The sequence below is a fragment of the Methylocystis sp. H4A genome, assembly GCF_015709545.1.
Classification (GTDB): domain Bacteria; phylum Pseudomonadota; class Alphaproteobacteria; order Rhizobiales; family Beijerinckiaceae; genus Methylocystis; species Methylocystis silviterrae.
In genome coordinates, this window is the sequence record NZ_JADNQY010000028.1 from 441,072 (window position 1) to 464,634 (window position 23,563).

22 protein-coding genes are annotated in these 23,563 nt (G+C 63.6%); 15 read left to right on the forward strand and 7 right to left on the reverse strand.

Features of this window, described 5'->3' with window-relative positions; all coding sequences use genetic code 11:
- Positions 1-4: 4 nt before the first annotated feature.
- The 5 genes from accB to lptG form a co-directional block, all read right to left on the reverse strand.
- Positions 5-529, reverse strand: coding sequence for an acetyl-CoA carboxylase biotin carboxyl carrier protein (accB, locus tag IYW40_RS18770; protein WP_196401766.1), 525 nt, complete (start codon positions 527-529; stop codon positions 5-7).
- Positions 530-536: 7 nt separating this feature from the next.
- Positions 537-980, reverse strand: a complete 444-nt coding sequence (gene aroQ, locus IYW40_RS18775; RefSeq protein WP_196401767.1) for a type II 3-dehydroquinate dehydratase — start codon at positions 978-980, stop codon at positions 537-539.
- A 92-nt stretch (positions 981-1,072) separates the two neighbouring features.
- A complete protein-coding gene (locus IYW40_RS18780) occupies positions 1,073-1,861 on the reverse strand; it encodes a DsbA family protein (RefSeq protein WP_196401768.1) in 789 nt (262 codons plus the stop codon).
- A gap of 109 nt (positions 1,862-1,970) precedes the next feature.
- Complete coding sequence (gene lptD / locus IYW40_RS18785) at positions 1,971-4,547, reverse strand: LPS assembly protein LptD (protein ID WP_196401769.1); 2,577 nt, start codon at positions 4,545-4,547, stop codon at positions 1,971-1,973.
- Positions 4,547-5,632, reverse strand: a complete 1,086-nt coding sequence (gene lptG, locus IYW40_RS18790; protein WP_175094957.1) for an LPS export ABC transporter permease LptG — start codon at positions 5,630-5,632, stop codon at positions 4,547-4,549. The genes lptD and lptG overlap by 1 nt, the downstream gene beginning before the upstream one ends.
- A gap of 392 nt (positions 5,633-6,024) precedes the next feature.
- On the opposite strand from lptG, the gene IYW40_RS18795 reads away from it, so the two are divergent.
- The 14 genes from IYW40_RS18795 to IYW40_RS18860 all read left to right on the forward strand — a co-directional run bounded on the left by IYW40_RS18795 (position 6,025) and on the right by IYW40_RS18860 (position 20,410).
- On the forward strand, positions 6,025-7,581 hold the full coding sequence (locus tag IYW40_RS18795) for a leucyl aminopeptidase (RefSeq protein WP_196401770.1): 1,557 nt from the start codon (positions 6,025-6,027) through the stop codon (positions 7,579-7,581).
- 346 nt (positions 7,582-7,927) lie between these two features.
- Positions 7,928-8,323 carry a DUF4383 domain-containing protein gene (locus IYW40_RS18800; RefSeq protein ID WP_196401771.1) on the forward strand — a complete coding sequence of 132 codons (396 nt, stop codon included), beginning with the start codon at positions 7,928-7,930 and terminating at the stop codon, positions 8,321-8,323.
- A 56-nt stretch (positions 8,324-8,379) separates the two neighbouring features.
- Complete coding sequence (locus tag IYW40_RS18805; RefSeq protein ID WP_196401772.1) at positions 8,380-8,685, forward strand: BON domain-containing protein; 306 nt, start codon at positions 8,380-8,382, stop codon at positions 8,683-8,685.
- Positions 8,686-8,771: 86 nt separating this feature from the next.
- Positions 8,772-9,251, forward strand: coding sequence for a DNA polymerase III subunit chi (locus IYW40_RS18810; protein ID WP_196401773.1), 480 nt, complete (start codon positions 8,772-8,774; stop codon positions 9,249-9,251).
- Between the two features lie 41 nt (positions 9,252-9,292).
- Complete coding sequence (locus IYW40_RS18815) at positions 9,293-10,066, forward strand: class I SAM-dependent methyltransferase (protein ID WP_196401774.1); 774 nt, start codon at positions 9,293-9,295, stop codon at positions 10,064-10,066.
- On the forward strand, positions 10,063-11,115 hold the full coding sequence (locus IYW40_RS18820; protein WP_196401775.1) for an ABC transporter ATP-binding protein: 1,053 nt from the start codon (positions 10,063-10,065) through the stop codon (positions 11,113-11,115). The genes IYW40_RS18815 and IYW40_RS18820 overlap by 4 nt, the downstream gene beginning before the upstream one ends.
- A 177-nt stretch (positions 11,116-11,292) precedes the next feature.
- On the forward strand, positions 11,293-12,207 hold the full coding sequence (locus tag IYW40_RS18825; RefSeq protein WP_196401776.1) for an ABC transporter permease subunit: 915 nt from the start codon (positions 11,293-11,295) through the stop codon (positions 12,205-12,207).
- The gene (locus tag IYW40_RS18830) at positions 12,204-13,037 is read left to right on the forward strand and encodes an ABC transporter permease (protein WP_196401777.1); all 834 of its coding nucleotides are present in this window, start codon (positions 12,204-12,206) and stop codon (positions 13,035-13,037) included. Before IYW40_RS18825 ends, IYW40_RS18830 begins: the two co-directional genes overlap by 4 nt.
- Entirely contained in the window at positions 13,034-13,582 is a 549-nt protein-coding gene (locus tag IYW40_RS18835; protein ID WP_196401778.1) for a CDP-alcohol phosphatidyltransferase family protein, read from the forward strand. The genes IYW40_RS18830 and IYW40_RS18835 overlap by 4 nt, the downstream gene beginning before the upstream one ends.
- Position 13,583: 1 nt before the next feature.
- On the forward strand, positions 13,584-14,801 hold the full coding sequence (locus IYW40_RS18840) for an AI-2E family transporter (protein ID WP_196401779.1): 1,218 nt from the start codon (positions 13,584-13,586) through the stop codon (positions 14,799-14,801).
- On the forward strand, positions 14,798-15,493 hold the full coding sequence (locus IYW40_RS18845) for a DnaA/Hda family protein (RefSeq protein ID WP_175094973.1): 696 nt from the start codon (positions 14,798-14,800) through the stop codon (positions 15,491-15,493). The genes IYW40_RS18840 and IYW40_RS18845 overlap by 4 nt, the downstream gene beginning before the upstream one ends.
- 66 nt (positions 15,494-15,559) lie before the next feature.
- Complete coding sequence (locus tag IYW40_RS18850; RefSeq protein ID WP_196401780.1) at positions 15,560-17,794, forward strand: RNA degradosome polyphosphate kinase; 2,235 nt, start codon at positions 15,560-15,562, stop codon at positions 17,792-17,794.
- Entirely contained in the window at positions 17,787-19,313 is a 1,527-nt protein-coding gene (ppx, locus tag IYW40_RS18855; protein ID WP_196401781.1) for an exopolyphosphatase, read from the forward strand. The genes IYW40_RS18850 and ppx overlap by 8 nt, the downstream gene beginning before the upstream one ends.
- 50 nt (positions 19,314-19,363) lie before the next feature.
- Complete coding sequence (locus tag IYW40_RS18860; RefSeq protein ID WP_196401782.1) at positions 19,364-20,410, forward strand: linear amide C-N hydrolase; 1,047 nt, start codon at positions 19,364-19,366, stop codon at positions 20,408-20,410.
- Positions 20,411-20,473: 63 nt separating this feature from the next.
- On the opposite strand, the gene IYW40_RS18865 is transcribed toward IYW40_RS18860, so the two are convergent.
- Positions 20,474-20,860 (reverse strand): hypothetical protein, encoded by a 387-nt coding sequence (locus IYW40_RS18865; protein WP_196401783.1) that lies wholly within the window; start codon positions 20,858-20,860, stop codon positions 20,474-20,476.
- Positions 20,861-21,110: 250 nt separating this feature from the next.
- The gene (rnd, locus tag IYW40_RS18870; RefSeq protein WP_196401784.1) at positions 21,111-22,283 is read right to left on the reverse strand and encodes a ribonuclease D; all 1,173 of its coding nucleotides are present in this window, start codon (positions 22,281-22,283) and stop codon (positions 21,111-21,113) included.
- A 327-nt stretch (positions 22,284-22,610) separates the two neighbouring features.
- Between rnd and IYW40_RS18875 the strand changes: the two genes are divergently transcribed.
- On the forward strand, positions 22,611-23,561 hold the full coding sequence (locus tag IYW40_RS18875) for a tetratricopeptide repeat protein (RefSeq protein ID WP_196401785.1): 951 nt from the start codon (positions 22,611-22,613) through the stop codon (positions 23,559-23,561).
- The last annotated feature ends 2 nt before the right edge of the window (positions 23,562-23,563 follow it).

Consider the following 23,563-nt stretch of genomic DNA (forward strand, 5'->3'; position numbering starts at 1 on the left):
CCGCCTACTCGATCACGAGGAGAGGTTCGCCGTATTCCACAGGCTGGCCGTCCTCGACCAGTATGGCCGTCACAATGCCGGATTTGGTGGCCACGATGTCGTTGAAGGTCTTCATCGCTTCGATCAGCAAGAGCTTGTCGCCGAGCGAAACGCGCGCGCCGATCTCGACGAAGGGCTTTGCGTCGGGGTTCGGCCGAAGATAAGCGGTGCCGACCATGGGCGACTTCACCGCGTCCAGGTATTCGGCGGGCTCCATGACGGGAGTGGGGGACGTGGCCGGCTTTGCCATCGGCGGCGGCAGGGGCTGGACAGGCGGCGCGGCGCCGACGCTCGCGATCGCTGCGGCAGGCGCGCGCGCCGCGCGGATACGCAAATCGCCCTTCTCCACCTCAAATTCGGTCAAATTGCTGTTTGCGACGAGTTCCGCAATCGTGCGCAGCAGATCCGCGTCGATGGCGGGCGCGGGCGCTTTGACCGACGCCGGTTTGCGGGAGGAAGCGGTGCGAGGCGGTTGAGCTTTGCGCGCCATAAGTGTCTCAGCTCTTTCTCAGTTCGTTTTCAAAGACAGCGTCAAGGGCGAGAATGTAGGAGAGCGGGCCGAATCCCGCGATCACGCCGCGCGCCGCGGGCGAGATGAAGGAATGGCTCCGAAAGCTTTCGCGTGCGTGCACATTGGACAGATGCACTTCGATGACGACAGCTTCCGCGCCCTTGATCGCGTCATAGAGCGCGATGGATGTGTGCGTCAGCGCGCCGGCGTTCAAAATGACCGGCGCGCCCGCGCCGCCGGCTTCCTGGATCCAGTCGACGAGATCGCCCTCGTGGTTGGACTGCCGGAAAACCAGCGATACGCCGCGTTCGGCGCAACGCTTCTCCAGCGTCGCGCGGATATCGTCGAGCGACGTCGTTCCGTATATCGCGGGCTCCCGCTTGCCGAGAAGATTGAGATTGGGACCGTTAAGCACGTGGACGGCTGACATAGCGCTTCCGAAAACGTTCCCCGAAAAATCTCAAAGGCGACAGGCTGTCTGTCTTAGCCGTGTTGTCGCCGCAAAGAAAGCCCGCCGCCGCGCTAGCAGGCGGTCTTGCCGCATTTGCGCATGTTTTCGATCTTGGCTTTCAGTTGCGCGTAGGGCACGCCGCCGATGATCGCCTCTTTGCCAATCACCCAGGCGGGCGTTCCATCGAACCGCAGCTCATCGGCCAGCGTAGCGACTTCCTTCAGCGCGGCCTTTGTCTCCGCGCTCGACATGTCCTTCTCGAGACGGGGCATATCGGCGCCCACCTCCTTCGCCGCCGCCAGCGCCTGCTGCTTGCCGATGTGGCCGCGAGTCGAGAGCAGCTTGCGATGGAAATCCCAGAACTTCTGGCTGTCGAGCTGCATGCGCGCAGCGGTCGCGATCTGCGCCGCCTCGACGGAGTCGGGCCCCAGAATCGGGAAGTCCTTGAGCACCACCCGCAGCTTGGGATCGGCCTCGATCAACTTGGCGACCGAAGCCATCGCCTGCTTGCAGTAGCCGCAGTTATAGTCGAAGAATTCGACGAGCGTGACGTCGCCGCTCGGATTGCCCACGACGGCCTGGTTGGGCGAGTTCACGATTTTGTCGCCGTGCTGGCCGACGGCCTTTTCCCGCGTGGCGGCCTCGGCGACCTTCTCGCGCTTTCCAAGTTCGTCGATTGCTTGCCGGACCACTTCCGGGTTCGCAATGAGATAGTCGTGCACGACCTTCTCGATCTCGACCTTCTGCTTGCCTGAAAGCTCCTCGGCGAAGAGCGGCGTCGCGACGCCTAGAGCGAGACATGCGCCGGCGGCGAGCGAGATAAAAAAGTTCATTGCATTCTCCTTTGCGCGACAGCGCATTCGTGTCGGGATCCCTTCGTCGCGGCGCTTTTAGCACAGGGGGCGGCGGGCGTCCTCCTGACGTAAGGTTGGCGCCTTTCACGAGGTTGGCACATTTCACGCGAATGGCTTAGCGCGACTGATTGGCCCGAACGCCGTCGTTCACCAGCACCGAACCGACGCCGTAGTTGAACTTCGCTTCGCCCAGGGTGCGCAGCTGGAGCGTGACCATTACCGTCTGGCTGCGGGCCGGCAGGCCCGTGTAGGACTGCGGCTGATAGATCTGCGAATAATTGATCGACAGCGTCGTGCATTCGTCCTGATAGCCGATGCCGCCGCCAAGCGTTGCGACCGAGAACAGGGGCGCCGAGCCGATGAGATTTGAGCCCGTAAGCGTCGTCGCATAATAGACGGACGTCGGATTGGTGAGGGAGTTATAGAGATAGCGGCTCATATCGAAGGTGACGGTGCCCGTCAGGAAATAGTTTTTGGTGATGTCGTATTTTCCGGACGCGGAGAGTCCCTGGCGACGCACGTCAAAGCCGATCGCCGGCTGTGAGGCGTAATTCGCGTATTGGAGCTGGAGCGAGATCGGATCCAGATTCATTGTCGCGAACACGTCGACTCGCCGCGCGCGCAAGCTCCCCTTGTCAAAGCGGCCCTTGGCGGTGAGGCTGAGAACGGACGAAGGCGCAAACGCGAAGCGCCCGACGATGTCCGACGCGCGCGAGTCTAGGCCGGAATCGAGGCCGACATTCGCCGCGTCAGCCTGCGCATAGGAGTTGGCGCCGGCGATCTGGCGCGACTGGCCGATCATCGCGTTGATGAAGCCGCCATTGGACAGCGACAGGGTGGCCTGGCCGCCATAGTTGAGGCGCGTGCCCGTCTCGAACCGGTCATAGCCGGAGAATTTGCTCCATTCGAACAACGTCGAATCGTCGAAGACGAGGCTTTGCGCGTCGATGTTCACCAGCGACGGAATCGAAGTCTGATTGGGGCGCGCGACGACCTGCGCGATCGGTTCGAAGACGATGTCGCCGATAAAGCTTCTGGCAAGGATCGGGTAGCGCCATTCGGCGCCGAAGCCCGGGAGCGCCTGGCCGCGGAAGCGGTTGTCGGCGCCGTTGAAGAACTGGCCCTGCGCGGCATTGGGGATCGGCGACAGACTTTGGTTATAGATCGGGAACAAGCCTTGCCGGTCGTAATCGAGATAGCTTCCGACGAAACGCGCGAACGCGAACGGGGTCCACACGCCGCCGACCGGGTCGATGATTTTACGCTTCCAGGCGCCGCTGATCGTCGCGTGCTGGTAATCGCCGCCGACGCCGCGCAACAGACAGCCGCTCTGCGCCGGGTCGGTCGCCCGCCCGTAAATCTGGCAAACGTTATACAGGCTATAGATGCGGTCGAGCGTTCGCGGCTGGATGGACTCGAAGTTCGCGACGTTGGCGGAAGTGCTCGTCACATTGGCGTCGAGTTCAACCTGTCCGCCAACGCCTGCCGTCGCCGCAGGATCAATGTCGAAGACGCGGTTATAGTCGATCACCGGATGGACGACGGGCTGCTGCGCCTGCACGTCATTGGGCGACAGCAGCTGGAAATAGTAGCCGCGCATGTCGAAATAGCTGCGCGGTCCTTGGCCGGTCAGATAGATCGTCGACGACGCTTCGCGGAAGAAATAGTTCTGCAGGAGATAATTGTATTGCTGATAGTCCTGCAGGAAGTAACGATCGGACAGCGCCGTGATGTCCCAGCCAGCGCGCCAACGGTCGTTGAGCCAGAATTCGCCCATAGACTGGATGGCGCCGCGCCACTGCTTGCCGCCGGCGCCGTACGGAGCTTGCGCGAAGGCGCTCGTGTCTCCCACATGCGTGCCCTGACCGCGGATCGTATAGCCGCCATTGTCAAAGCGCTGACGGAATTCGGCCGTGACGAACGGGCCCTGCCGGGAAAAATAAATCGGCGTTACGGTCAGGTCGTAATCCGGCGCAATCGCCCAGAAGTAAGGCACGCCCACGCCGGCGCCGAGCTGCTGGCGATAGATGAAAACCGGCGATAGAAAACCGGACTTGCGCTTCACCGATGGGTCTGCCGACGACCAGAACGGCACATAGGCGACCGGCACGCCAAGAAGTTCGAAGGACGCATCCTCGTAATAGATCATCTTCTCGACGTTGTCGTGAATGATCCGTTTGGCGCGGACCGACCACGTGCGCGGCTTTGCGGGGTCGTCTCGACAGGCCTCGCAGGCGGTGTAGGTGCCCATTTCGAAGGTCGTCGTCTCGCCGGCCCGCTCGGCGCGCGGCGAGGTGAAATGCGTGTTGTTGACGGTGTCGACCTGCAGGCTGTCGATGAACCCGTTCTTGAAATCGTCGGTGAAGTCGAAACGCTCGGCCCTGGCGATCGAGCCGTCGGTTTCGGTCAGCGTGGCGTGGCCCTCGGCGAAGACGCGCGAGGTGTTGCGGTCATAGGTGACGCGGTCGGCTTCGAGCAGCCGGCCCTTGTAATAGATCTGGACGGCCCCGCGCGCCGTGACGGTGTTGCTTTTCTCGTCGTAGACGAGCTCCTTGGCCTCGACGACCATGCGCGCATCGGCGCCCGCGGCCGGCGGCGCCGCAGCGGCGGAGTGAGCGGCGAAGGCCGCCTCGGCGAGCGCGAGCGCAGCCGCAAGAATGGATAGGCGCCGGGAGGAGCTGGTGAGCGCCATCAGCCGTCCTCCGAATAGAGCAAAATGACCGTGCCCAACATGCTCCCGACAAGCGCAGGCGACCATGCGGCCACTACAGGACTGATCATGCCTGCGCCGCCGAGATCCGAGAGGACTTTAGTAACGATGTAAAGCACGAAGCCTGCGGCCACGCCACCCGAAAGGGCTTTTGCGACCCCGCCAAATCGAAAGAATCTTAACGAAAAGGAAGCGGCGACGAGAACCATCGCGACGAGCAGCAGCGGTCGCGCAAGAAGCGTCTGAAACTGCAGCCGATAGCCGGTCGCGTCGAGACCTGCTTCGGCGGTGCGCGCCGTCATTTCCGGCAGCGACCAGAACGGCGTGCCTTGTGGCGGCGTCGTCGCCGCCGCCACCTGCTCGGGCGTCAGGTCGGTGGCCAGCATGTAAGAACCGACGCTGCGCGCCGGCTCTCCGGGCAGGCTGACCTGCGCGTTTTCGAGCACCCAGACACCGGGCTCGAGTCGCGCGTGATGCGCTTCGACCCGCTCCAGGAAACCGCCGCGCGCCGCGTAAATGTTGACGCTGACCCCCGCGAGCTCCGAGCCTCCATTCGAGGAGTTCATGGCGTGCATGATGGCGAGGCCGTCGACGCCGTGCTGGCGCAGCCAAACGCCATGGTCGATGCGCAAACTGCCGGGCACGCCGAAAAGATCCCACTCCATTTGTTCGGAGCGCTGTTTCATCGAAGCCGAGAGCGGGTTGTAAATCGCCACGGACACAACCCCGATGAGCAGAGCAGTGAGCGCCGGCGGCGCAATGAACTGCCAAACCGACATGCCGGCGGCGCGGGCGACGATCAATTCGAGCTTCCTGGTGAGGTCAACGAAGGTCGCCATCGATCCGAAGAGAACGGCGAAGGGCAGGATCATCTCGGCGGCCGCCGGAACCCGCATCGCCGTCATCAGCGCGACGGTCGCCGCGCCGGCCTGCGGATTGTCGCTGGCGCGCCGCAGCATCTCGACGAAAACCACGACGAACATCAGGCAGAAAATCGTAAAAAAGATCGCCAGAATCGTGCGCATAAACCGCAGCGCAAAATAGCGCGTGATCGTCGCCCCGATCATGGCTGCGGCTGTCCTCCTTTGTGTTTTGGCGCGCCGCCCGAGGCGGGAGCAGTTAAGGGCCCTGTTAACGGATCGCTAGACGCTCGCATCTTTGCGCGCAAGCGTTGCGCGGCTCCTCCGAGCCGCCCCGACATATTCAATTCGCGAGCGTTGCTTTTGCGCCACTTCGGATTTCTGCGCAAAGATCGCGGCGATTCCGCGGCGGGACGAGAATCTGGAATAGTTCAAAAAATGACCGTAGCCGCGATTGACCGCCGCCGCCCGCCGGAAGATATTACGGGCCGCTCCCGTCAAATCGCGCGTCTGGCGCGCCGCCGGCGCTAACTTTCTCAAAAACCGACGCATTCGCGCCGGAACGGCTTCCGCTTCGGCGGAGGAGGCAAGAGGCCCTGATGCTCGTCAACGCCAAATATGAACTCCAGCCATTCGACGCCGCCGAAGCGCTGCTGCGCCAGCCCGAGGACGCCGGGCATCCGCGAACGCTCGTCGTTTTCGTGGGCCGCGATCTCGCGATGGGCGAGCGCGCCGCCAGCGTGCTCAAGGATGCGGCCGCGCATCTTTCGCGCGCCGCCGCAGCGGCGAAATTCAAGGGTAAGTCGGGAACGTCGCTCGAGATTCTGGCGGCGCCCGGCGCGCCCGCCAGCAGAGTGATACTGATGGGCGTCGGCGCCGGGGACGAGACCGGGGGAGAGGGCGGCGAAGCCGCCAAGCCCTTCGAAGACTTCTTGGCGCTTGGTGGACAAACCGCGGCGAAAATGGGTCCGGGGGCGCGGGCGGTCGTGCTGTTCGACCTGCCGGAAGGGGTTTCCGCCGCTCACGACTCGGTCGGCCAATTCGCGCTCGGCGGCTGGCTGCGCGCTTACAAATTCGACCATTACAAGACAAAGAAGAAGGACGAGGCCGAGCGCGAAGCGCCGATGGAGGTCGTCGTCGCCCTGGCCGATCCCGAAAGCCATAGCGCCGCGATGTCGGATGGCGGCCATTTGGCGGAAGCCGTAATGCTCGCAAGAACTCTCGTCAATGAGCCGGCGAACGTCCTGACTCCGCCGGAATTCGCCCGCCGCGCGTCGGAGCTGATGAAGCTTGGCGTCGAGGTCGAGGTCCTCGACGAGAAGGCGATGTCAGCACTCGGGATGCGGGCGCTGCTCGGCGTCGGGCAGGGGTCCGAGGCGGGAATCCGGCTCGTCGTGCTGCGCTGGAGCGGCGGCGCCGCGGGCGCGGCGCCGATCGCCTTCGTCGGCAAGGGCGTCGTTTTCGACTCGGGCGGCATTTCCATCAAGCCGGCCGCCTCGATGGAGGATATGAAGGGCGACATGGCCGGCGCCGCCGCCGTGACCGGCGCCATGTACGCGATCGCCGCGCGCAAGGCGAAGGCCAATGTCGTCGGCGTGCTCGGCCTCGTCGAGAACATGCCGGACGGCAAGGCGCAGCGGCCGGGCGACATCGTCAAATCCATGTCCGGCCAGACGATCGAGATCGTGAACACCGACGCCGAAGGTCGGCTCGTCCTCGCCGACGCGCTGACTTACGTCATCGAGAATCATAAGCCCGCCGCCGTCATCGATCTGGCGACGCTCACCGGCGCCATTCTCGTCGCCCTGGGACAGGAATATGGCGGGTTGTTCTCGAACAATGACGAGCTTGCCGATCGCCTGACCAAAGCCGGGAACCACATCGGCGAGAAGCTGTGGCGCATGCCGATGGGTCCGGCTTACGACAAGCTGATCGACTCGAAGTTCGCCGATATGAAGAACACCGGCGGCCGGCACGCCGGCTCGATCACCGCCGCGCATTTCCTGCAGCGTTTCGTCGGCAAGACGCCATGGGCTCATCTCGACATCGCGGGCACGGGCATGGGTTCGCCGATGAGCGACACCAACCAGAGCTGGGGCGCCGGCTGGGGCGTGCGGCTGCTCGACCGGCTGGTGCGCGACTATTATGAGGGGTAGTGGCGAGGGGGCGGGGTTTTGCGCTCGGTCTGGGCGGGTGCAATAGGCTCTGTCAGTCAGTTCAGCCCAAACTCGAGAGTTCTTCTGTTGTTTGGCTCTCGATTCTGTGCTGCAGAGCAGAAGATTGGACGCTGCCGCAGGACAGGCGCGCCTTCTTATAAATAGCGTCAAGAAACAGGTGGGCGAGAGATTTAGTAAATCTTGCCACCTTAACGCCGGGAGGCGCTGCTATAGCTCCAGCATACATGCGTAAATACGTTATTCTGTCCGCTTTTTAATGGAAATGCTTTGGCGCCGCCCAATCTGATGCTCAGTTCAGTTGGTCCTGGACTGAAAGGAACGCATCATGATCGAATCTCGATGGAACGCCGATTTCATCGCGACCATACTCGGCGTCGTGTTCGTGGCGGTCGGCCTGCTGGGGTTCGTCCCCAATCCGATCGTCTATGACGGCGGCTACTTCCACGTGAATGCAGCCCATAACTTCGTGCACCTCATCACCGGAGCGCTCTTGCTGATCAGCCCCTATTTCGGCGTCCCGGTCCTCATGATTCGCACAGTGGCCATCCTCTATGCAGCGATCGCCATCCTGGGCTTCATTGCGCCGAACGTCGCCGAGTTCGGCGGGCTGGTCGCGATGAACCACGCCGACCACTGGCTGCATGCGGTTCTCGCTGTCGTCCTGCTCGCGATCGGCTTTACGAAGCCCATGGAACGTTCGGTCACCACAGCCCATATGTAGAGCTGCAAAGCGCGCGCCTCAGCCTTCGGGCCGAGGCGCTTTTGGCCGAGGCTGCGATGACCGGTATGGACACAGTAGGGCTTCGCGACGCCGTCCGCGAGGCCCTCGATAGAAGCCCTCTGGCGGACGCCAAGTCGATCTCGGTCGAGATCGTTGAGGGAGAAGTCGTGTTGAAGGGCTCCGTCGCCTCGGCGGCTGAATGGATGGAGGCGGAATACGCCGCTTCAACGGCCTCTTCGCCCCTCAAAGTCAAAAACGCCCTGACCATCAGCGTGATTTGGGAGGCGCCGAAGGACGACGTCTACCAGGCCGGCCTCGAATCTTTTCCGGCAAGCGATCCACCCTCCTGGACGCCGGGCTGACAGGCGCCCTGTAGGGAGAGCGGCCAGCCATAAAACTTGCGCGAGGCGGAGAGTTCCGACATAGGCGGGGGCGAAAGGCGCCCGCCATGCCAGAGATCGCCTTCTACCATCTCACTCGCGCCACGGTGGAGCAGACGCTGCCAACGCTCCTCGAGCGCTCACGCGCGCGCGGCTGGCGCGCCATCGTGCAGGCGATGAGCGATGCGCGCCTTGCGAAACTTGACGCCGATCTCTGGTCGTACCGTCCGGAAAGCTTTCTCCCGCATGGGAGGAAAGCGGACAGCGCGCCACAGGCGCAGCCGATCTATCTCACCTGCGAGAACGACAATCCCAATGACGCCGATGTGCGATTCTTCGTGGAAGGCGCACGCATCGCCCCGGCGCTCGCCGGCGCTGGCGCGCCGCGCGAACGCGCCGCGCTGCTTTTCGACGGGCGAGACGACGCCGAACTTGCGGACGCGCGCGCGCAATGGAAAGAACTGCGCGATCTGGGCTATAGCCTCGTCTATCACCAGCAGAGCGAGAGCGGCGGATGGGAAGAGAAGGCGCGCGAACCGAAAGCGTAGACCACGCCGCATCGGGGCGGGATCGCCCAGATGCGGATGACGTGATCGATTCCAAAGGCAAAGAGCGCGCTCCAGGCGAAAAACCGGATTCCACTTTTTCGCAGCGCGCTCTAAGCGAAGATTTCGCCGAGCGCCGCGCCAAGGCGCGCGAAAGGCTCGACGCCGTTGATCCGCATAAGCGTCGCGGCGGGATCGAGGCCGATCCCAAGCGTCAGGAATGGTTCGAGGCGGTCTACGCTCTCGCCGAGGACGATCCGGCGGCCGTGCCCTGGGCGCATCTTGAGCCGCGCCCGCTGCTTGAGGATTGGCTGGCCGCGCGCTCGCTCGTCGGCCTTCGCGCGCTCGACGTCGGCTGCGGACTGGGTGACAACGCCGAAGCGCTAGCGCGAGCCGGCGCGCGCGTTACCGCCTTCGATCTCGTCGAGCGCGCCGTGCAATGGGCGCGCGAGCGCTTTCCGGAGACCAAGGTCGACTATCGTGTCGCCGATCTCTTCAATGCGCCATCGGAATGGCGCGGCGCCTTCGATCTCGTGCACGAGCTTTATACGCTGCAGGCGCTTCCCGAGACGCTTCTGCCCGACGCCGCGCGGGCGCTCGCTTCCTTTGTCGCGCCGGGGGGAACGCTGCTCGTCATTTCGCGGGCGCGCGACAATGGCGAAGACCTTGGGGGCCCGCCATGGCCGCTCGCGCGAGCCACCATCGAGTCGCTCGCCGTCGACGGTCTTCGGCTGGTTGCGCTGGAGGATATTCCGGCAAGCGGCGGCCTCGCGCGCCATTGGCGCGCCGAGTTTCGTCGCGACGAGGCTGGGGGGTGAGCGCGCCACTGCTGTCGATTAAAGGCGTCAGCAAAAAGTTCGGCGCCGTCATTGCGCTCGAGAACGTGTCGCTCGACGTGGGCGCCGGCGAATTCTTCGCGCTGCTCGGCCCGTCGGGCTGCGGCAAAACCACGCTGATGCGTTGCATCGCGGGTTTCGAGTGGCCGGACGCCGGAACGATCGCGTTGAATGGCGACGATCTTTCCGGCGTGCCGCCCTATCGGCGACCCGTGAATATGATGTTCCAGTCCTATGCGCTGTTTCCGTATCTCAATGTCTTTGAGAACATCGCCTTCGGTCTGCGCCGGCAAGGCGGGACGCGAGGCGCCATCGACGCGCGCGTCAATGAATTGCTTGCGATGACGCAGCTTTCGGCTTTTGGCCCTCGGAGAATCGCCGAGCTGTCAGGCGGACAGAAGCAGCGCGTCGCGCTGGCGCGGGCGCTCGCGCCGCGTCCGAAAATGCTGTTGCTCGACGAGCCGCTGGCCGCGCTCGATCGCAAGCTGCGCGAAGAGACGCAGTTTCAGCTCAAGGAAATCCAGCGGCTGACGCAGACGAGTTTTCTGATCGTCACGCATGATCAGGACGAAGCGCTGGCGCTCGCCGACCGCATCGCGGTGATGCGGGCGGGCAGGGTGGAGCAGGTCGCCGGGCCGATGGAGATTTACGACCGGCCCGCGACGCGCTTCGTCGCCGGCTTCGTCGGCGAAACGAATTTCATCGAGGGGCGCCTGGACCGCAAAGGCGGTGCGGCGCTGATCACTGAGTTTGGACGAATCCCCTGCGAGCCTGGACATTTTCCTGACGGCGCGCAGGCGACGCTCAGCGTGCGCCCCGAGCGCATTGGCGTCGCCCGCGAAGGCGAGGGGATCGCAGGCGTCGTCGAGAACTTCGTCTTTCGCGGCGAAACGACGCTGCTGCGGGTGCGCGTCGCCAGCAACATCGTTTTGCGGGCGGCGGCGGGCCATGGCGAACGCCACGCAATCGGCGACGCAGTGAGGCTCAGCTTCCCGCCTGGCGCCGGCACGCTTCTCAGGGAGGAGAGATAGGGTGAGGTTAACAATGAATGCGCGGCGCAATGCGGACTTCCTCATCCTGAGGAGGCCTCGGAGAGGCCGTCTCGAAGGACGAGGAAATCCAGTCGCGCGAGAAGCCGCGCCCTCGTCCTTCGAGACGCCTGCTGCGCAAGCTCCTCAGGATGAGGGCGCTTACGGCGGCGCCGAGGCATGAGCGCGCGCCGCAGACTCTCGCTGGGCGAGCGGCTCGTGATCGCGGCGCCCTATTTGTGGATCGGCGCCTTTTTCCTTGCGCCGATGTTGCTCATCGCCAAGATTTCCGTTTCGCAGTCGGTGCTTGCGCGCCCGCCCTATCGGCCGATTTTCGAGCCTTCCGACAGTTTGGCCGCCATCTGGGCCAAGGCGCAGACCTTTTCGTTCGACGCCTATCGCGCGTTGATGAGCGACACGCTTTATCTCGAATCCTATCTGTCCTCGCTCACCATCGCCGCGGTCTCGACGCTGATCACGCTGATTATCGCCTATCCTTTCGCGCTCGCCATGGCGCGCGCGCCCGAGCGCCTGCGTCCCATGCTCATCGGCCTTGCCGCGGCCCCGTTTTGGACGAGCTTTCTCATCCGCGTCTACGCCTGGATCGCGCTTTTGAAGGACGAGGGATTGATCAATAACGCGCTGATGGCGCTTGGGCTCATTAGCGCGCCGATGCAAATGTTTGCGACAACCGGCGCCGTCGTCGTCGGCATCGTATACTCCTATCTGCCCTTCATGCTGTTGCCGCTCTACGCGGCGCTGGAGCGCCAGGACCCCAGCCTTCGCGAGGCGGCGGCGGATCTGGGGGCGTCGCCGGCGCAAATTTTCTTGCGCGTGACGCTGCCGCTCTCGCGTGAAGGCGTCGTTGCCGGCGTGCTTCTGGTCTTCATTCCGGCGGTCGGTGAATTCGTCATTCCGGATCTCCTCGGCGGATCCGAGACGCTGATGATCGGGCGAACCTTGTGGAACGACTTCTTCTCCAACCACGACTGGCCGGCGGCCTCCGCCGCGGCGATCGCGCTCGTCGCTGTGTTGATGATTCCGCTGCTGCTGTGGGAACGGGCGCGGCTTGCAGATGAGGACGACGCCCGATGAGCGCGGCAGCCTCATGGGCGCGTCGCGCGACCCTTTTTATAGGCTTTGTCTTCCTTTACGCCCCGATCGTCATTCTCGCGGTCATGAGTTTCAACGCGTCGCGTCTCGTTTCCGTGTGGGGCGGGTTTTCGACGAAATGGTATGCGGCGCTCCTGGAGAATGAGCAGCTTCTACATTCCGCGAAGATCAGCCTCGCGGCCGCGCTGGCCTCCGCCACCATCGCGACTCTGCTGGGCCTTCTGGCCGCCATATCGCTCGCGCGTTTTGGACGCTTTCGCACGCGCATGCTGTTTTTCGGCGCCGTTCATGCCCCGCTGGTTCTGCCGGAGGTCGTGCTCGGCCTCGCGCTGCTGACGTGTTTCGTCGCGTTCGGGGTCGGACGAGGCTTCATCACACTGGTCATCGGTCATGTTACATTGACAATGTGTTTCACGACGGTCGCGATTCTCGCGGCGCTGCGCGATAGCGATCCGGCGCTCGAAGAAGCGGCGATGGATCTGGGGGCGACGCCTTTCGGGGCCTTTGTCCGCGTCGCGTTGCCGCAGATCGCGCCCGCGATCGTCACCGCTTATCTCCTGGCGTTCACTCTTTCTCTCGACGACCTTGTCATCGCCAGTTTTGCGACGGGACCCGGCGCGACGACGCTGCCGATGCGCATCTACTCACAAGTGCGGTTGGGCGTTTCGCCGCAGATCAACGCCATTTCGACGCTGCTTCTGGCGCTCGTCGCCGTCGCGCTCGGACTCGCGGCGCTTGTTTCTTCCAGGCGCGCGCGGCGCGATAGCCAAGTGGTGACAAGCTTGGCGCGCGCGCCAGATAATGCATCATGACTCAAAATTGGTTCGCTTCTCTTCCGAATTTCATCACCATTGGTCGTCTCGTGCTGACGCCGGCGGCGATCATCTTGATCGTCGAGCGGCAATGGACCGCCGCCTTCCTGCTATTCGCCGTCGCCGGCCTGTCCGACGCCCTCGACGGTTGGCTGGCCCGGACCTACCACCTCCAATCGGAACTCGGCGCGATTCTCGATCCCATCGCCGACAAGGCGCTGATCGTTTCGATGTACGTGACGCTCGCCATTGTCGACGCGCTGCCGGCGTGGCTCACAATCATGGTGGTGTTTCGCGATGTCATGATCACTGGGGCGGTGTCGCTGTCCTGGCTCATGGGCCGGCCGATGAAGGTGCATCCACACTTTTCTTCCAAGGCGACCACCGCCGCGCAACTGGTGTTCGCGGGCGTCGTTCTGGCCGTTCAGGCATACGGCCTTCATATTCCGCTGTTAAACGTAACGCTCATCGCCCTCGTCGCCGCATTGACCGTTGCTTCCGCCTGCGTCTATCTGTGGCTTTGGGTCCAGCATATGAGGCTGTGACATGTCACAGAGAACACCGACGCTCGGCTACGATACTGCGCAGCCGGCGGTCATTCCGCCGCCTCTCGACGCTGGCGACGACGCCGAGATGCAGCAGCTGCAATGGGCGGGACTGAGCCTCGAACGGCAGCTCGGGCTCTGGGGCTTGACGCTTTTGGCGCTAGGCCTGTCGCTTTATTTCTTGAGCCCGGTGCTTGCGCCCTTTGTCGCCGGAACCGCGCTCGGCTATCTGCTCGACCCCGTGGCTGACCGGCTGCAGCGGCTGGGCCTGTCGAGATTGGGCGCTGCGGGTCTCCTGCTCGTCGTCTTTCTTCTGGTCGTGGGGACTGCGGCCGTTATTCTGGTTCCGATTCTTTCGCATCAGCTTGCGGGCTTCATCACCTCGCTGCCGGGCTATTTGCAGACGCTGCATGGCCTCCTGGCGCAATGGAGCGAGCGCGTCACCAGCGATTCCATTAATGGCTGGTTGCAGCAATTCGGGCTCGGCGGCGCTGCGGCGTCTTTCGATGCGCAAAAATATATAAACGACCTCACGAGCCAGGGCGCGACGTTGCTCGGCGATTTCGTGAAATCGCTGCTGTGGCGGGGCTATGCGCTCATCAACGTGATCTCGCTGATCGTGATCACGCCGGTCGTCGCCTTCTATATGCTGGTAGATTGGGATCACATGGTCGCCATCATCGACGATCTGATCCCGCCGCGCCATCGCGAGGATGTGCGCTCGCTCGCCCGCGACATCGATCGCGCGCTTGCCGGCTTCGTGCGCGGACAGTCGCTTGTCTGCCTGTTCCTTGGCGTCTGGTATGCGGGCGGGCTTTCGGCGATCGGGCTGAATTTCGGGTTCCTCATCGGCGTCATCGCGGGTTTTCTGAGCTTCATCCCCTACGTCGGCTCCGTCACCGCCTTCGTTCTATCGATCATCGTCGCGGTCGTTCAGGGCTGGCCGCACGTCCATCTGCCGATCGAGGCGGTGGCGATCGTGACGACCGGACTGATCATGGACGGCTATGTGCTGTCGCCGCGGCTCGTCGGCGCCTCCGTCGGGCTGCATCCGGTCTGGATCATGTTCGCCTTGCTGGCCTTCGGCGCGCTTTTCGGATTTACGGGCCTTATCGTCGCCGTGCCTGTCGCGGCGGCGCTCGGCGCCTTCATGCGCTTTCTTGCAAAACGCTACCGTGGGAGCGCGCTCTATCAGCACCCGATCCCCGACCGCGCATGACAAAGGCCGGCGCGCCGGGGAAACGCGAGCCAGGACGTCAGTTGCCGCTCGACCTGCCGACGACGCCGCGCTTCGGACGTGAAGAGTTTCTGCCCGCCGCATCGAACCGGGCGGCGCTCGAAATGATCGAACGCTGGCCGGATTGGCCGGATCGGGTTCTCGCGCTGATCGGGCCCGCCGGCGCGGGCAAGTCCCACCTCTGCGCCATTTGGGCGGCGCGGGCGGACGCGCTTGTCGTTGCGCCCGACGCCCTGCCGACGCTGGAAGGGCTGGTCGCGCAGGCGCCGCGAGCCATCGTCATCGACGACGTAGAGCGCGTCGCGGACGAAACCACGTTGTTCCATCTCCTGAATTTCGTGAACGAAAGCGGCGCCTTCCTGCTGATGAGCGCGGCCCGCCCGCCGCGGGCGGAAGACACGCGGCTTCCCGACCTGTTGTCGCGTTTGCGCCGCGCCCCGATCGTCGAAATCGGCGCGCCGGACGAGACGTTGATGCGCGCGGTTCTGGTGAAGCTCTTCGCGGATCGGCAGCTCCTCGTCGAACCGCCGGCGCTGGCCTTCGCCGCGCTGAGGCTGGAGCGCTCTCTCGCCGCCGCCCGCGCCTTTGTCGCCGCTCTCGACCGCGAGGCTTTGGCGCAGGGGCGGCCTGTCACACGGGCGCTCGCGGCTAAGGTTATTGAGAAGTTTACTTAAGGATTTGGCCGAAGGATTTCGCCGCCGCACAGGCCTGTGGCATGATGGCCGGGACGGGAAGTGGAAATGAAGCTGCATATTCAGGATAAACTCGCAGCCCAGCGCACGGGCGCCGATATCGCCGTAATGGATTGCGCCGACGCGATTCTCGTGGAGGATCCCGCCAAGCTCGCGGCCTCTCCACAGCGCTTCATCAATCGAGAGCTGTCCTGGCTGGAATTCAATCGACGGGTTCTGGAGGAGGCCTCCAACCGCAATCACCCGTTGCTTGAGCAACTGCGTTTCCTGTCGATCTCCGCCAATAATCTCGACGAATTCTTCATGGTGCGCGTCGCCGGCCTTCGCGGGCAGGTGCGCTCCGGCGTGACGGCGCGCTCCGAGGACGGCCTGACGCCCGCCGAGCAGCTGACGAAGATCACCGAGCGCGTCACGCTGCTGACGAGCGAGCAATTGCGGCGCTGGCGCGAGCTTCGCGCCGAGATTGAAGACGTCGGCATTGTTATCGTCGAGCCTGCGGACGTCTCCAAGGCCGACCGCGAGTGGCTTGAGGAATATTTCCTCAGCCGCGTGTTTCCGGTGCTGACGCCGCTCGCGGTCGATCCGGCGCATCCGTTTCCTTTCATCCCCAATCTCGGCTTCACATTGGCGCTCGAACTCGTGCGCCCCGGCGATCGCAAGACGCTGAAGGCGCTGATTCGCCTGCCGCCGAAGATCGAGCGCTTCGTGCGCTTGCCGGCGACGGCGGGCGTCGCCGGCCGTGAACGCTTCATGCTGCTCGAAACGCTGATCGCGATGAACGCGCAGCGGCTGTTTCCTGGCTATTTGCTGCGGGCGCAGGGGCTGTTCCGGGTCATCCGCGACAGCGATCTCGAAGTCGAGGAAGAAGCCGAAGATCTCGTGCTGCTTTTTGAGACCGCGTTGAAGCGGCGTCGGCGCGGTTCGGTGATCCGGCTCGAAGTGGCGGCGGATATGCCGGCGACCTTGCGCGCGCTCGTGGCCGAGGAGCTCGACGTCAACGAGCCGGAAACTTTCGAGATCGACGGCATGTTGGCCCTCAACGATCTTTCCGAACTCGTCGCGCTCGACCGGCCGGAACTGAAATTCAAGCCCTACAACCCGCGCTTTCCGGAACGGGTGCGCGACAATGGCGGCGACTGTTTCCTCGCGATCAAGCAGAAGGATCTCGCGGTCCATCATCCGTACGAATCTTTCGACGTCGTCGTGCAGTTCCTGCAACAGGCGGCGCGCGATCCCAATGTCATCGCCATCAAGCAGACGCTCTATCGCACCTCCAACAACAGTCCGATCGTGCGCGCGCTCGTGGAGGCTGCGGAGGCGGGCAAATCCGTCACCGCGCTCGTCGAATTGAAGGCGCGCTTCGACGAGGAAGCGAATATTCGCTGGGCGCGCGATCTCGAACGCGCCGGCGCGCAAGTCGTCTTCGGCTTCATCGAACTCAAGACGCACGCCAAATTGTCGCTCGTCGTGCGCCGGGAAGGCGGCGGCCTCGTCACCTACTGCCATGTCGGCACCGGCAATTATCACCCTGTGACGGCGCGCATCTATACGGACATTTCGGTGTTCACCGCCGATCCGGTGATCGGACGGGACATCTCGCGCATCTTCAATTACATCACCGGCTATGCCGAGCCGGCCGGGCTTGAGCGCATGTCGGTGTCGCCGATTTCGCTCAAGAAGAAACTTCTCGAGCATATCGACCAGGAAATCGCCTTCGTGAAGGCCGGCAAGCCTGGCGTGATCTGGGGCAAATGCAACGCGCTTGTTGATCCTGAAATCATCGACGCCCTTTATGCGGCGTCGCAAGCGGGCGTCTCGATCGAACTCATCGTGCGCGGCATCTGCTGTCTGCGGCCCGGCGTTCCCGGACTGTCCGATAACATTCGCGTGAAGTCGATCGTCGGCCGCTTTCTCGAACATGCGCGTGTTTACGCCTTCGGCGGCGGCTATGTGCTGCCGCATCCGCGCGCGCACGTCTACATTTCTTCCGCCGACCTGATGCAGCGCAATCTCGATCGAAGGGTCGAGGTGATGATGCCGATCGTCAATCCGACGGTGCATCAGCAGGTGCTCGATCAGATCATGCTCGCCAATCTCATTGACAATGAGCAGAGCTATCGCGTCCTGCCGGACGGCTCGTCGCTGCGCATCGTTCCGCCCGAAGGCGAGGAGCGGTTCAACGCGCACAAATATTTCATGACCAATCCCTCGCTATCGGGTCGCGGCAAGTCGCTCAAGGACTGGCGGCCGCGCTCGCTCTTAAAGCGCGGCCAAAATGCTTGAGGCGGCGGCGCGTGGCGCGACGCAGCGCTCCGATTCCGCGCCGAAACCCGTCGCGATCGTCGACATCGGCTCGAATTCGGTGCGGCTCGTCGCCTATCAGGCGCTCGCGCGCGCGCTGACCCCGATCTTCAACGAAAAGGCGATGTGCGGTCTCGGCAAGGGCGTCGTCACCACAGGCCGACTTCCTGATGAGGGCGTCGACAAGGCGATGAAGGCGCTGCGCCGCTATCGAACGCTTTGCGAAACGATGGGCGTCGACGACATCGAGGTGATCGCCACCGCGGCGGTGCGCGGAGCCAAAAATGGCGACGTTTTTCTGGACGCGGCGCGCGACGCCATTCAGCGCGACATTTCGCTGCTTTCGGGCCGCCGCGAGGCGGAGCTTTCCGCGCTTGGCGTCATTTCGGCGATTCATGAGCCGGACGGCGTCGTGGGCGATCTCGGCGGCGGCTCGCTCGAACTGATCGATGTCCACAAGGAGACGCTCGGCAAGGGGATCACCCTGCCGCTCGGCGGACTCGCCTTGATGGACGCCTCGCGGCGCTCGATGCGCGAGGCGACGCGCATCGCCCGCAAGGCGATCGCCGACGCGAAGCCGCTCGATCATCTCAAGGGCCGCACCTTTTACGCGGTCGGCGGCACCTGGCGATCGCTCGCAAAACTCCATATGCGTCAGCGCAACTATGCGCTCGGCGTCATGCATCATTACCGCATCCAGACGAGCGAAGCCGCCGACTTCGCTGAGCTTGTCGAACATATCGACAGCGAGGCGCTCGAAGACATCGACTTCGTTTCCGCGGCGCGCCGGCCTCTGCTCGCCTATGGCGCGATCGTGCTTGACGAGATCATCCGCCGCGCCAAGCCTCGCGAGATCGTCATTTCAGCCGCGGGCGTGCGCGAAGGCATGTTGTATGAGCGCCTGTCGTCGGCCGAGCGTCGCGTCGATCCCTTGCTCGCGGCGACGCGGGAATTGGAAGTGACTTTCGCGCGCGCGCCGGGATATGGCGACGATCTCATCGATTGGACGGACGCCTATATGGAAAAGAGCGGCATTGATGAAACCGACGAGGAGCGCCGGCTGCGCCACGCCGCCTGTCTGCTCTCGGACATCGCTTGGCGCGCCCATCCGGAATATCGCGCGCAGCGCGCCATGAACATCGTCACGCAGGGGCCGTTCGTCGCCATTGATCATCCGGGCCGCGCCTTCCTGTCGCTTGCGATCGTCTTCCGTCACGAAGGGCTCGACGGGGCGGAAGGCCTTGCGGATCTGCGCACGTTGTTGACGACACGTCTTTTCGCGCGCGCGCGCATTCTCGGGGCGCTCATGCGGGTCGCCTATTTGTTGTCAGCGTCGATGCCCGGCGTGCTGCCGCGCACGCGCTTGCGGGTCTGCGATCGCGCGGCGACGCTCACTTTGCCTGCCGCTTACGCCGACCTCGCGAGCGAGCGCGTGCTCAATCGCCTGAAGGCGCTCGGCAAGCTCATGGGCGCCGACGCGCAGATCGAGGTGGCGCCCTGAACACAAAAGCGGTTCACTCGCCAAACGGACTTATTTGAAAGGAATTCGATATGGACAGGCAATTCGCAAAAGGGCTTCTGGCGACCGCCGTTGCGATCGCATTGATGAGCGCGAGCGCCGAAGCCTGCACGCGCGTGCTCTATGGGACCAGCGACAAGGACTATCTTGTGGGCCGGACGATGGACTGGGACGTCGATCCGCGAACAAACTTGTGGTCCTTCCCGCGCGGCATGGCGCGCGACGGCGGCGTCGGTCCGGGGTCGATCAAATGGACCTCAAAACATGGTTCGCTCATCGCCGACTTTTACGACGCGGCCACGGCTGAAGGCATGAACGACGCAGGGCTCGCGGTGAATCTTCTCTATCTCGCCGAGGCGGATTACGGAGACCCGAAAGCCTCCAAGAAGCCGCTGCTGTCCGTCGGCGGCTGGGCGCAATATGTTCTCGACAACTACGCGAACGTCGCTGATGCGGTGAAGGCGCTGCAAAAGGAGCCCTTCGCGATCGTCGCGCCCGATCTTCCCGGCGGCGTCAAAGCGGCGAGCCATATGGCGCTGGCCGATCAATCTGGCGACAGCGCGATACTCGAATATCTCGGCGGCAAGCTCGTCATTCATCACAACCCTAAATACACGGTGATGACCAACTCCCCGCCTTTCGATCAGCAGCTTGCGCTCAACACCTATTGGGTCGAGATCGGCGGGTCGAATTTCCTTCCGGGCACGCATCGCGCGTCCGATCGCTTCGCCCGCGCCAGCTGGAACTTGAACGCGACGCCGAAAGTCGACGACAAGCGCGTGGCGATCGCCAGCGTCTTTTCGATCATTCGAAACGTCTCGGTGCCGCTTGGGATATCCACGCCGCAGGAGCCGAACATCGCCTCGACGCGGTGGCGTTCGGTCACCGACATCAAGGATCGGCTCTATTATTTCGAGCCGACGCTGAACCCTTCGATTTTCTGGGTCGAGCTGACGAAATTGAAGCTCGAGCCGGGCGCCAAGCCCGCGAAGCTCGACCTTGCGGGCAGCCCGATTCTGGCGGGCGAAGTTTCAGACAAATTCGTTCCCGCCGAGCCGTTCAAATTCCTGTCGCACTGACGCGCGGGCGTTCCGGGCCTTTCGAGCAACGCGGCGCGTCATAGGACGCGCCGCTTTCTGATGCTACTCCGCTGGAGCGTGCGCGACTCGATTGATCTTGTCCACGCGCATGGTCTGCGCGCCAGCGGCGCAATTGAAGCGCAGGGATGTGCCGACGGCAGAGTCGAAAAACGCCGCTTTTCCGTCCGTGACGGTGACGACGAGACGCGTCGCCTGGGTCGCCGGCGTCGGATCCTCCTCCAGCGCGGAATCGATGACCATCATGGTGAGACGGCAGCCGTTCGCGCCGCCGACGAAATAGCTCACGACATGTTTTGAGCCAGCGTCAAAGCTCGCCGCCATAAGCGGCTTCATCGTCAGGGAAGCATCAGCTGCGGACAGGCCCGAGCTTGCTGCAAGACACAGCGCTCCGCCGAACGCCGCCGCGACAATTCGATTTCCTGTAGTCATATCTTATCCTTCCGTTTCGGAGCAGGGCCGGCGTAACGCACGACCGTCGCAGCGAACTGCGCCCCGCTCGGGATGGAAGGTAGTTGCTGCGTTGCAGCAGGACAATATCGCAGTGCAATAACTTATCGTAATGTCGCGTTATCTATAAGATATTCAACGGTATTTTATGGCGCACAAATATTCGTCAGCCGCTTGCTTGCGCGCAAAAATGGCGCAGCGGCATTGCTGCGCTGCAGCGCAAGCGTGAGGCTTATTCGGCGTTCGCGGGTTCGTCCGCCGCCTGCCAGTCAAAGGTGACGACCCGGCCGTTTTCCACTGAGAGCGCCAGGCGGCCCCGCTTCAACTCCAACGCCTTCTCGCCGAAGATCGCGCGGCGCCATCCCTTCAGCGCCTGAACGTCGGCATGATCGTCATGCGCGACGGATTCGAGATCTTCGACCGTCGCGATCATCTTGGCGGCGACGCCCGTCTCCTCCGACACCTGACGCAGCAAAACCTTGAGCAACTCGACCGTCGCGCCGTTTGAGTTGCGTCGGTCGCGTTCGATGCGCGGCATTGTGGCGGGATCGCGCGCGAGCCCGCGCTCCACAGCGGCGATGATGTCGGTTCCCGCGCGGGAGCGCTCCATACCCTTTGGAAAGGACCGCAAATTGCCGAGCGCTTCGACGGAGCGCGGCGCGGCCTGAGCAATCTCGATGAGCAAGTCGTCCTTCAGGACGCGCGAACGCGGCACGTCGCGCGCTTGCGCTTCGAACTCGCGCCAGGCGGCCAGTTCCATCAGAACGGCGAGATCGCGCGGCTTGCGCGCGCGATGGCGCAGCCGTTCCCAAGCGTTTTCGGGATGCTGCTCATAGGTCGCGGGCGAGGTGAGCGTCTGCATCTCGTCCACGAGCCACTCGAGGCGGTTGGAACGTTCGAGCCGCGCCCGCAGGGCCATGTAAATGTCGCGCAGATGCGTGACGTCGGCGATGGCGTATTCGATTTGGGCGTTTGACAGCGGTCGGCGCGACCAGTCGGTGAATCGCGACGATTTGTCGAGACTGGCGCGCGTGATCGCCTTCACCAGCTCGAGATAAGACGCTTGTTCGCCGAATCCGCAGACCATGGCCGCGACCTGCGTATCAAAGATCGGCGCGGGTATGAGTCGGGCGAGGCGCCAGATGATCTCGAGATCCTGGCGCGCGGCGTGGAACACCTTGACGACGTCGGGATTGGCCATGAGGCCAAAAAACGGCGAAAGATCAAGATCACCGGCAAGGGCGTCGATCGCCACAGCCTCTTCCGGCGACGCCAGCTGGATCACGCAGACCTGCGGCCAGAACGTGGTTTCGCGCAAAAATTCGGTGTCGACCGTGACGAAGGGATGCTGAGCGAAACGGTCGCAGACCGCCGTCAGTTCGGGATTGGTGGTAAGAAGACTCATTTGAATTGGTTCTAAACGTTTTTGGTCTCGGTCTGAAGTCCAAAGGAGCGACTTTGGACGTTTCAGCCACGCTCGGCCGGCTTCGGCCCCGCCAAAATACACGGTTTTGCCGAAAATTCGCAGACCATCGGACGCCACGTCCGCGCTGGACTGAACGAAAAGCTGCAACATGGCGGCGACGCAGTTCAGCAGGGTATGCGCGTGGACCGCTCAACTGTCGCAAAAAGACAGCCCCGGCCTCTGGAATTCCATGATTTCCAAGTTGCGGCCGATGCCCGATGGGGTAGCATGCCGCCGCCACTCTATCCTGGGAGCCACGTCCAACTCATGCATGAGCGTCTCACTCTCGCTGCGCGCGCGGCCGCGCGGGCGCGGTTTCCGGCGGCCGTCATCGCCGCTTCACTTCTCGTCGTCAGCGCGCCCGCCATGGCTGCGCATAAGGGCGGCGTCAGCCCCGCGTGGAGTCAGTGCCGCGCGCCTGACCCCGACGCGCGCATCGCAGGCTGCACGCAAGTCATTCAGGAGATCGACAAGGAGACCCCGCACAACAAGGTGGCGGCCTATGTCAATCGCGCCGGCGCTTATCAGGCGAAGGGCGACTACGCGCACGCGCTCGAGGACTTCGGCAAGGCGCTGGAGTTTGAACCCAAATCATCGGTGATTCTGGCCGCACGCGGCGCCGCGCATCATGCCAAGGGCGACCTCGACAGCGCGCTCGCCGACTACAATCAGGCGATCGCCGCCGACAAAAAGAACGCCGCCGCGCTTCTGGCGCGCGCCTATGTTTGGCGCGCCAAAGGCGATGTCGAGAAGGCGCTCGCCGATCTCGGGGACGCCGCGAAAGCCGACCCAAAATCAACGGCGCCGGACGTCGCCGCGGGCGCGCTCTATCACGGAAAAGGCGATCATGACCGCGCTATCGCGGCGTTTTCCGAGGCGGCGAAGCGCGATCCCAAACTCGTCGCGGCGCGCAATGGACGCGGGGCCTGCCACTACGCCAAGGGCGAATTCGATAAGGCGATCGCCGACTTCGACGCGGCGCTGAAAATCGACGCCAGCTACGTCGGCGCGCTTGTCAACCGCGCCAACGCTTGGCGGGCCAAGAAGGACTTCGCCCGCGCCAAGGCCGATTACGACGCCGCGCTGGCGGCCAAGCCTGATCTGGCCGCGGCGAAGAAGGGATCGGACGACATGGCCAGGCTCATCGCCAAGAAGGGTTCGGGCGCGGCGACGCCGGCCGATTCCGCCCCTCCCGAAGCCGTACACGACCACAACTGAAG

Excerpts from the sequence above, each read along its gene's own strand:
- accB (WP_196401766.1), bottom strand. The coding sequence starts at position 529 with ATGGCGCGCAAAGCTCAACCGCCTCGCACCGCTTCCTCCCGCAAACCG.
- aroQ (WP_196401767.1), bottom strand. The coding sequence starts at position 980 with ATGTCAGCCGTCCACGTGCTTAACGGTCCCAATCTCAATCTTCTCGGC.
- IYW40_RS18780 (WP_196401768.1), bottom strand. The coding sequence starts at position 1,861 with ATGCGCTGTCGCGCAAAGGAGAATGCAATGAACTTTTTTATCTCGCTC.
- lptD (WP_196401769.1), bottom strand. The coding sequence starts at position 4,547 with ATGGCGCTCACCAGCTCCTCCCGGCGCCTATCCATTCTTGCGGCTGCG.
- lptG (WP_175094957.1), bottom strand. The coding sequence starts at position 5,632 with ATGATCGGGGCGACGATCACGCGCTATTTTGCGCTGCGGTTTATGCGC.
- IYW40_RS18795 (WP_196401770.1), top strand. The coding sequence starts at position 6,025 with ATGCTCGTCAACGCCAAATATGAACTCCAGCCATTCGACGCCGCCGAA.
- IYW40_RS18800 (WP_196401771.1), top strand. The coding sequence starts at position 7,928 with ATGATCGAATCTCGATGGAACGCCGATTTCATCGCGACCATACTCGGC.
- IYW40_RS18805 (WP_196401772.1), top strand. The coding sequence starts at position 8,380 with ATGACCGGTATGGACACAGTAGGGCTTCGCGACGCCGTCCGCGAGGCC.
- IYW40_RS18810 (WP_196401773.1), top strand. The coding sequence starts at position 8,772 with ATGCCAGAGATCGCCTTCTACCATCTCACTCGCGCCACGGTGGAGCAG.
- IYW40_RS18825 (WP_196401776.1), top strand. The coding sequence starts at position 11,293 with ATGAGCGCGCGCCGCAGACTCTCGCTGGGCGAGCGGCTCGTGATCGCG.
- IYW40_RS18830 (WP_196401777.1), top strand. The coding sequence starts at position 12,204 with ATGAGCGCGGCAGCCTCATGGGCGCGTCGCGCGACCCTTTTTATAGGC.
- IYW40_RS18835 (WP_196401778.1), top strand. The coding sequence starts at position 13,034 with ATGACTCAAAATTGGTTCGCTTCTCTTCCGAATTTCATCACCATTGGT.
- IYW40_RS18840 (WP_196401779.1), top strand. The coding sequence starts at position 13,584 with ATGTCACAGAGAACACCGACGCTCGGCTACGATACTGCGCAGCCGGCG.
- IYW40_RS18845 (WP_175094973.1), top strand. The coding sequence starts at position 14,798 with ATGACAAAGGCCGGCGCGCCGGGGAAACGCGAGCCAGGACGTCAGTTG.
- IYW40_RS18850 (WP_196401780.1), top strand. The coding sequence starts at position 15,560 with ATGAAGCTGCATATTCAGGATAAACTCGCAGCCCAGCGCACGGGCGCC.
- ppx (WP_196401781.1), top strand. The coding sequence starts at position 17,787 with ATGCTTGAGGCGGCGGCGCGTGGCGCGACGCAGCGCTCCGATTCCGCG.
- IYW40_RS18860 (WP_196401782.1), top strand. The coding sequence starts at position 19,364 with ATGGACAGGCAATTCGCAAAAGGGCTTCTGGCGACCGCCGTTGCGATC.
- IYW40_RS18865 (WP_196401783.1), bottom strand. The coding sequence starts at position 20,860 with ATGACTACAGGAAATCGAATTGTCGCGGCGGCGTTCGGCGGAGCGCTG.
- rnd (WP_196401784.1), bottom strand. The coding sequence starts at position 22,283 with ATGAGTCTTCTTACCACCAATCCCGAACTGACGGCGGTCTGCGACCGT.
- IYW40_RS18875 (WP_196401785.1), top strand. The coding sequence starts at position 22,611 with ATGCATGAGCGTCTCACTCTCGCTGCGCGCGCGGCCGCGCGGGCGCGG.